Origin of the sequence: uncultured Arthrobacter sp. (assembly GCF_947495145.1) — a bacterium.
Classification (GTDB): domain Bacteria; phylum Actinomycetota; class Actinomycetes; order Actinomycetales; family Micrococcaceae; genus Arthrobacter_D.
The window spans coordinates 241121-248005 of record NZ_CANLXP010000003.1 but is presented as its reverse complement, the minus strand read 5'-3'; the positions used below and the strand labels follow the sequence as shown (position 1 = coordinate 248005).

At 60.5% G+C, this 6885-nt stretch carries 8 protein-coding genes; 6 read left to right on the top strand and 2 right to left on the bottom strand.

What is annotated here, in order from left to right; genetic code table 11:
* Positions 1–180: 180 nt before the first annotated feature.
* Positions 181–453, bottom strand: coding sequence for a DUF2277 domain-containing protein (locus Q0877_RS03930; RefSeq protein WP_299165878.1), 273 nt, complete (start codon positions 451–453; stop codon positions 181–183).
* A gap of 111 nt (positions 454–564) precedes the next feature.
* On the opposite strand from Q0877_RS03930, the gene Q0877_RS03925 reads away from it, so the two are divergent.
* Together Q0877_RS03925 and Q0877_RS03920 are read left to right on the top strand one after the other, a co-directional pair.
* Positions 565–996: a DUF3054 domain-containing protein gene (locus Q0877_RS03925; RefSeq protein ID WP_299165877.1), complete on the top strand. Its 432-nt coding sequence runs from the start codon at positions 565–567 to the stop codon at positions 994–996.
* A 10-nt stretch (positions 997–1006) separates the two neighbouring features.
* Complete coding sequence (locus Q0877_RS03920) at positions 1007–1288, top strand: Lrp/AsnC family transcriptional regulator (RefSeq protein ID WP_299165875.1); 282 nt, start codon at positions 1007–1009, stop codon at positions 1286–1288.
* Positions 1289–1308: 20 nt separating this feature from the next.
* Here Q0877_RS03920 and trpD read toward each other — a convergent pair whose 3' ends face one another.
* On the bottom strand, positions 1309–2367 hold the full coding sequence (trpD, locus tag Q0877_RS03915; protein WP_299165873.1) for an anthranilate phosphoribosyltransferase: 1059 nt from the start codon (positions 2365–2367) through the stop codon (positions 1309–1311).
* Between the two features lie 148 nt (positions 2368–2515).
* Between trpD and Q0877_RS03910 the strand changes: the two genes are divergently transcribed.
* The 4 genes from Q0877_RS03910 to Q0877_RS03895 all read left to right on the top strand — a co-directional run bounded on the left by Q0877_RS03910 (position 2516) and on the right by Q0877_RS03895 (position 6842).
* Positions 2516–3154 carry a heme-copper oxidase subunit III gene (locus Q0877_RS03910; RefSeq protein WP_299165872.1) on the top strand — a complete coding sequence of 213 codons (639 nt, stop codon included), beginning with the start codon at positions 2516–2518 and terminating at the stop codon, positions 3152–3154.
* 111 nt (positions 3155–3265) lie between these two features.
* Positions 3266–4054 (top strand): c-type cytochrome, encoded by a 789-nt coding sequence (locus Q0877_RS03905; protein ID WP_299165871.1) that lies wholly within the window; start codon positions 3266–3268, stop codon positions 4052–4054.
* 75 nt (positions 4055–4129) lie between these two features.
* Positions 4130–5155, top strand: coding sequence for a ubiquinol-cytochrome c reductase iron-sulfur subunit (locus tag Q0877_RS03900; protein WP_299165870.1), 1026 nt, complete (start codon positions 4130–4132; stop codon positions 5153–5155).
* A gap of 1 nt (position 5156) precedes the next feature.
* Positions 5157–6842, top strand: coding sequence for a ubiquinol-cytochrome c reductase cytochrome b subunit (locus tag Q0877_RS03895; RefSeq protein WP_299165869.1), 1686 nt, complete (start codon positions 5157–5159; stop codon positions 6840–6842).
* The last annotated feature ends 43 nt before the right edge of the window (positions 6843–6885 follow it).

Below are 6885 nucleotides of genomic sequence, written 5' to 3'. Positions count from 1 at the left end.
ACGAGATTCGGTTCGTCGAAGGCAACTGACGCGGCGGCGGATCTATGGGAAACTTGCATCTACGAGATGTCCTTCGAATTAGGGTAATTGGTTCTGTGGTAAGTCCAATTTTCCCCGAAACGACGGGCATTCCGTGTTTAAAACGCCGGAGACAACCAAACCCTCATCGGTGGATCAAGGCTAAGCCGTGGCAAACCGGCGCGCCGACCGCTCCTTCGCCTTGGCAGCCTCCTCATCGCGGTCCTTTGGCGGTGCCGCTGTGACCAGTTCCGCCAGGAGCCGTTCGGTGATGAATCCGATCTCTTCCACTGCGCGGTCAAAAGCCTCCTGATTGGTCTTGGAAGGCTTGGTGGTGCCACTGATCTTGCGCACGTACTGAAGTGCGGCCGCATGCACCTCGTCGCTGGTGGCGGCGGGCTCAAAGTTGTGAAGCGTCCTGATATTCCTGCACATGCTTCAAGGGTAGATCGGTGCGTGCGCGCATGGAACAGGTTTGCACGCAGTTTCATGCTGTGGCGTAACGCCCCATCCCGGTTCACTCGCCACCCCAAGTAGGCTGAACTTATGACGAGTGCACATTCCGGCAGCCGGGTCCATGTCCGGCGGACTTATGCCGGCTGGGTGGGAACCGATGTCGTACTGATTTGCCTGTTCGCATTTCTCGGACACCTTGCGCACTACGGAACGCCCTCCGCTGCGGGAATAGCAAGTACGGCACTTCCCTTCCTCGCGGCGTACCTCGGGGTCACGGCGATTCTGCGCCCGTGGCGTCGCCCTGCCGCCCTGTTGCGCACCGCGGTACCGCTGTGGGCGGGTACCGCAGCCGGCGGACTGGCTCTTCGCGTTGTGTTAGGAGAGAGCGCCGCTCTGTCTTTCCAGGTTGTTGCCCTCTGCGTCCTTGCAGTGTTCATCGTTCTCCCCCGCTCCGTCGCAACGCTGCTGAGTCCCAGCCGCCGCAGTCATCGATCCGCACCCACTTCACCAGTTCGAACCTAGGAGCATCACCATGATCACAGCGTTTGTACTTATCCAGACCGATGCCAGCCGTATCCCGGAGTGCGCGCAGGAAATCTCGGAACTAGAGGGAATCAGCGAGGTGTACTCAGTCACCGGCGAATGGGACCTGATCGCCATCGCGCGCGTCAACCGCCATGAGGATCTGGCGGACGTGATTGCCGACCGGCTGTCCAAGGTGGAAGGCGTGGAATCGACCACCACCCACATCGCATTCCGCTCGTACTCGGAGCACGACCTTGACGCCGCATTCTCCCTCGGTTTCGAGGGCTGAGAAACTACGCGCCGGCGAAACTACCTGCTGGTAACGGCAACCCATCGATCGAGTGCTGCCTGTGCGGCGCCTGAATCAATGGATGTCTCCGCGACCCGCATGTTGGCCCTGATGCGCTCCGTCAGCGGCGCCGAGTGTTCGGTGTCCAGTGCCGTCAGTCCGGCAGCCGCATTGAGCACGACGGCGTCACGTACCGGCCCCTTCTCCCCCGCCAGCAGGGCACGCACCACTTTCGCATTGTTCTGAGCGTCAGAACCCCTCAGCGCCTCGACTGTCGCCACCGGAAGATCGAAGTCCTCGGGGTGTACCGTGTGCTCGGTGATGGAACCTCCGCGCACCTCCCAAATTGTTGATGACCCGCTGGTTGTCAGCTTGTCGCGTCCGTCGCTGCCACGGAAGACAAGCGCGCGGACACCGCGGGCGGCCAGAACACCGGCCATGAGCGGTGCCATGCGCTCACTGGCACAGCCCAGTGCCTGAGCTTCGACTCCGGCCGGATTGCTGAGCGGGCCTAGGAAGTTGAAAGCCGTCGGGACACCCAGCTCCCTGCGCGGCACCGCAACGTGCCGCATGGACGGGTGAAAGACCTGTGCAAAGCAAAAAGTGATGTTGGCTTCCTCTGCCGATCGCGCGACGTCCTCCACGGACAGGTCAAGCCGGACTCCCAGAGCCTCTATGACGTCAGCGGCGCCTGAGGATGAAGATGCTCCCCGGTTGCCGTGCTTGACTACCCGGGCGCCGGTGCCGACGGCTACCAGCGAGGACATGGTGGAGATATTGAGCGTGTTCAGCCCGTCTCCCCCGGTTCCGACGATGTCCAGGGCCGGACCCGGGACATCGATCCGGTGCGCACGGGAAAGCATCGCCTCGACAAGGCCGACAAGTTCCTCCACGGATTCTCCTTTGGCCCGCAGACCGACAAGGAAGCCGGCAATCTGTGCCGCGGAGGCGATTCCTTCCATGATGGAATCCATTGCCCATCGAGCCTGCGGCGCCGTGAGGTCCTCCCCCTCGATGAGCTTCGAGATGAGCTGCGGCCAACTGGCAGCGGGGGCTTCTGGAGCGGAAATCGCAGTCACTCCCCTAGGTTATCTACGAATTGTAGAAACTCATCACGTTGTTACTCCCGCGCCGTTACTGGCCACGGCCGCTGCCGCGGGTGACGCGAGGCACGCCGAGGTCGTTTTGCATTGGTGAAGTGGGATCTTTTAGAGACATAATGTCAGGGTGACGACAGCGACCCATGCCCCTAGCTCCACTGCGCATCCCACACTGAACCGACCCAACATGGTCTCAGTTGGCACCGTTGTATGGCTTTCCAGTGAACTCATGTTCTTTGCCGGACTCTTCGCCATGTACTTCACATTGCGTTCAACATCCGGCGAACTCTGGGCAGCCGAAACGGAAAAGCTGAATGTGCCCTTCGCCCTGATCAACACCATCATTCTGGTGTCAAGCTCCTTTACCTGCCAGATGGGTGTGTTCGCTGCCGAGCGCCTCCAGCCGCGCAGGATCGGTGGCCTTCTCAACTTCACCAAGTGGGGCATGGTCGAATGGTATCTGCTGACATTCCTCATGGGTGCGGTCTTTGTCGCCGTCCAGGCATACGAATACGCGGAGCTGGTAGCCGAGGGCATCACCCTGTCGGCCAATGCCTACGGGTCGTCTTTCTACATAACCACCGGCTTCCACGGCCTGCACGTGATCGGGGGCCTGATCGCATTCCTCTTCATCATTGGACGTGCGTACGCCGCCAAGCGATTTGGGCATTTCGAAGCGACGTCGGCCATCGTCACTTCGTACTACTGGCACTTCGTTGACGTGGTGTGGATCGGGCTGTTCATCATCATCTACTTCTTGAAGTAGGTTTCTCTTGAACCCTTTTCTACCCGGGGTAGAATTAGCGTGGCGGTCGCAACGGTGGCTGACACCAACCGAGGAACGAACCAAAGCAATACAGAAGGCAGGAAACAGGACGTGAAGGCACTTTCGCAGAAGCGGCGTCACCCCCTTGCGGCAATAGCGCTGCTGCTCATGGGATTGTTGCTGACAGGTGGCATCTACGCCGTGGCGAGCAACGCGAATGAGGCCAAAGCGCAGACGGCTTTCTCCGCCAATGACATCGAAGAAGGTGAGAAGCTATTCGTCGCAAACTGCGCAACGTGCCACGGCATGGGCGCTGCGGGCACCGAGGACGGCCCGTCGCTGATCGGCGTTGGAGCTGCTGCAGTTGACTTCCAGGTAGGCACAGGACGCATGCCACTACAGATGCAGGGCCCGCAGGCCCTGCAGAAGCCGGTGCAGTTCACCGAGGAACAGACCCAGCAGATGTCTGCCTATGTTGCGTCCCTCGGTGCCGGTCCTGCCATTCCGGGCGAGGAAGAACTCGACCTTGAAGGTGCTGATCCCGCTGCCGGCGGCGAGCTGTTCCGAGTGAACTGTGCAATGTGCCATAATGCCGCAGCTGCCGGCGGCGCCCTGACCCGAGGCAAGTTCGCACCGACGCTGGAAGGCGTGACTGACAAGCACATCTATGAGGCCATGGTTACCGGACCGCAGAACATGCCGGTCTTCAATGACGCGAACATCACTCCGGAGGACAAGCAGGACATCATCGCTTTCCTCAACATCATCGAAGAACAGGGGTCCCCGGGCGGAGCGGACCTCGGTTCTCTCGGGCCGGTCTCTGAAGGTCTCTTCATCTGGGTAGCCGGACTCGGAGTGATCATCGCTTTCACGGTTTGGCTGACGTCCCGCTCCTCGTAGCGGGTTGCAGGCGAGACAAAGAACCAATTACACAGGATTGATGAGTGAAGTTTCTAAAGAAGGATGAGAGGGATCATGGCCGACCATAGTCACGGCAGCCCGGACGACGCGGTCACCGTAGCTAAACCTGGTCAGGGCGGCGTGCAGAAGTTCCAGGATCCTGGTCTCCCGCCGCACCGGCCGCGTTTGGCTGACGTCGATCCCCGTGCTGAGAAGCGTGCAGAGCGCCAGGTGGGGGTGCTGTTCCTTATCTCCATTTTTGGAACACTGCTATTCTTCTTCGGCTACTTCTTCATCCCCCTCGATCAGACCATCGGTACCCTCCGGCTGCAGAACCTGTTGCTGGGCCTTGGTACGGCTTTCGCGATGCTCGGAATCGGTGTTGGGATCGTGCATTGGGCAAAGACCCTCATGCCCGACCATGAGATTGCCGAGGACCGCCACGAGATCCGCCCTGAAGCAGACCGGGCCGACGCCGAGAAAATTGTTGGCGACATCCTGGAAGAATCCGGTATCAAGCGTCGCCCCCTGATTCGCAACACCCTGCTGGGTGCGGGAATTCTGGCCATCTTCCCGGCCATCGCAATTTTCCGTGACCTTGGTCCCCTGCCGGGAGACGTTCTTCGTCAGACCATGTGGGACGACGGCGTTCGTCTGACCCGCGACCCGAGCGGCACTCCGATCAAGGCCTCCGATGTGACCATCGGCTCGGCTTTCCACGTCATTCCCGAAGGCCTGAACGAGGCAGAGCACAAGCTTGAGGAGAAGGCGAAGGCCGTCGTTCTCCTGATGCGTCTGAACCCCGAGTCGCTCAACCCGTCTCCGGGCCGCGAGGACTGGGGTTACGACGGCATCGTTGCCTACTCCAAGATCTGTACACACGTGGGCTGCCCGGTAGCCCTGTACGAGCAGCAGACCCACCACCTGCTGTGTCCGTGCCACCAGTCAACCTTCGACCTCACGCAGGAGTGCAAGGTTATCTTCGGCCCGGCCGCCCGTCCGCTCCCGCAGCTTCCCATCTCTGTGGATGAGGAAGGTTACCTGGTAGCGACGAGCGACTTCCAAGAACCCGTAGGACCAAGTTACTGGGAGCGTGGCTGACATGAGCAGCTCGGCAACTGGACAGCCGTACCAGCCAAAGACCAGCGTCGGCAAGATCACCAACTTCGTTGACACCCGTGTCGGCGGATCAGCCATCGTCAAGGAGTTCGGGCGCAAGATCTTCCCCGACCACTGGACGTTCATGTTTGGCGAGGTCGCGCTTTATTCCTTCGTCATACTGTTGCTCTCGGGCACGTTCCTGACGTTCTTCTTCGACCCGTCTATGGCCGAAACACACTACGACGGCAGTTACGTGCCACTCCGCGGCATCGAGATGTCGATGGCCTACGCGTCCTCGCTGGATATCTCCTTTGACATCCGCGGCGGGCTCTTCATGCGTCAGGTCCACCACTGGTCTGCCCTGCTCTTCGTAGCTGCAGTATCGGTGCACATGCTGCGCGTATTCTTCACGGGAGCCTTCCGCCGGCCGCGCGAGCTGAACTGGGTCATCGGCGGCGTGCTGCTCATCCTGGCTATGGCTGCAGGATTCACTGGTTACTCACTTCCGGATGACCTGCTCTCAGGTAACGGCCTTCGGATCATCGACGGCGTCGTCAAGTCCATCCCGGTTGTAGGTACCTACATCAGCTTCTTCCTGTTCGGCGGAGAATTTCCCGGCACCGTAATCATTCCCCGGTTGTATGTGCTTCACATCCTTCTCATTCCGGCAATGATTCTCCTCCTGATTGCCATCCACCTCTTCCTGGTTGTGGTTCACAAGCACACCCAGTTCCCCGGCCCCGGCCGCACCAATGACAACGTGGTGGGCTTCCCGGTCGGTCCGGTCTACGCTGCGAAGGCCGGTGGTTTCTTCTTCATCGTCTTCGGCATCATTGCCGCCATTTCGGCAGCCTTCACCATCAACCCGATCTGGAACTACGGGCCGTATGACCCCTCCCCCGTATCCGCCGGCACGCAGCCGGACTGGTACATCGGATGGGTAGACGGTGCTCTACGCCTCATGCCAGGCGTTCTGGCCGGTTTCCCGTTCGAGTGGAACATTCCATTCCCCTGGGGCACAAACACGCTCTCCCTGAACGTGCTGTTCCCTGCGCTCGTGCCGGCGGGCATCGTTTTCACGCTCCTGTTCGCCTGGCCCTGGATTGAAGCCTGGGTGACCAAAGACCGTCGGGAGAAGCACCTTCTTGACCGGCCGCGTAATGCTCCCACCCGCACCGGTGTAGGCGTGGCAGGCGTTGTATTCTACTGCGTCATGTGGGCTGCTGCAAGCTCCGACCTGATTGCAACGCACTTCATGGTCTCGCTCAACGATGTGACTTACTGGCTCCGCGCGTTGGTGATCTTCGGCCCCATCATCGGGTTCGTCGTCGCCCGCCGCATCGCCTTGGCGCTCCAGCGTAAGGACCGCGAGATCGTCCTTCACGGACGGGAGACCGGCCGTATCGTTCGACTGCCGCACGGTGAGTTCATCGAAGTGCACGAGCCCGTGGACGAGTACAAGCGCTACAAGCTCGTCAACTTCGACTCACCCGAAGCTCTGACTGCCCAGCCTGACGTAAACGGCCACGTTCCTAAGGGCGAGAAGCGGCGCGCCTGGGCGTCGAAGTTCTTCTTCGAGGATCGCGTTGCACCCGTGACGCCGGCCGAGCTTGAGGAAGCCCACTCGCACGGTCATCACGGAGAAGTCGCGAGCGAGCACGACAAGGCAGCAATTTCCAGCCACTAGGTGCCGACTGGACAACAAGAAGAGGGACGCACATCGTGCGTCC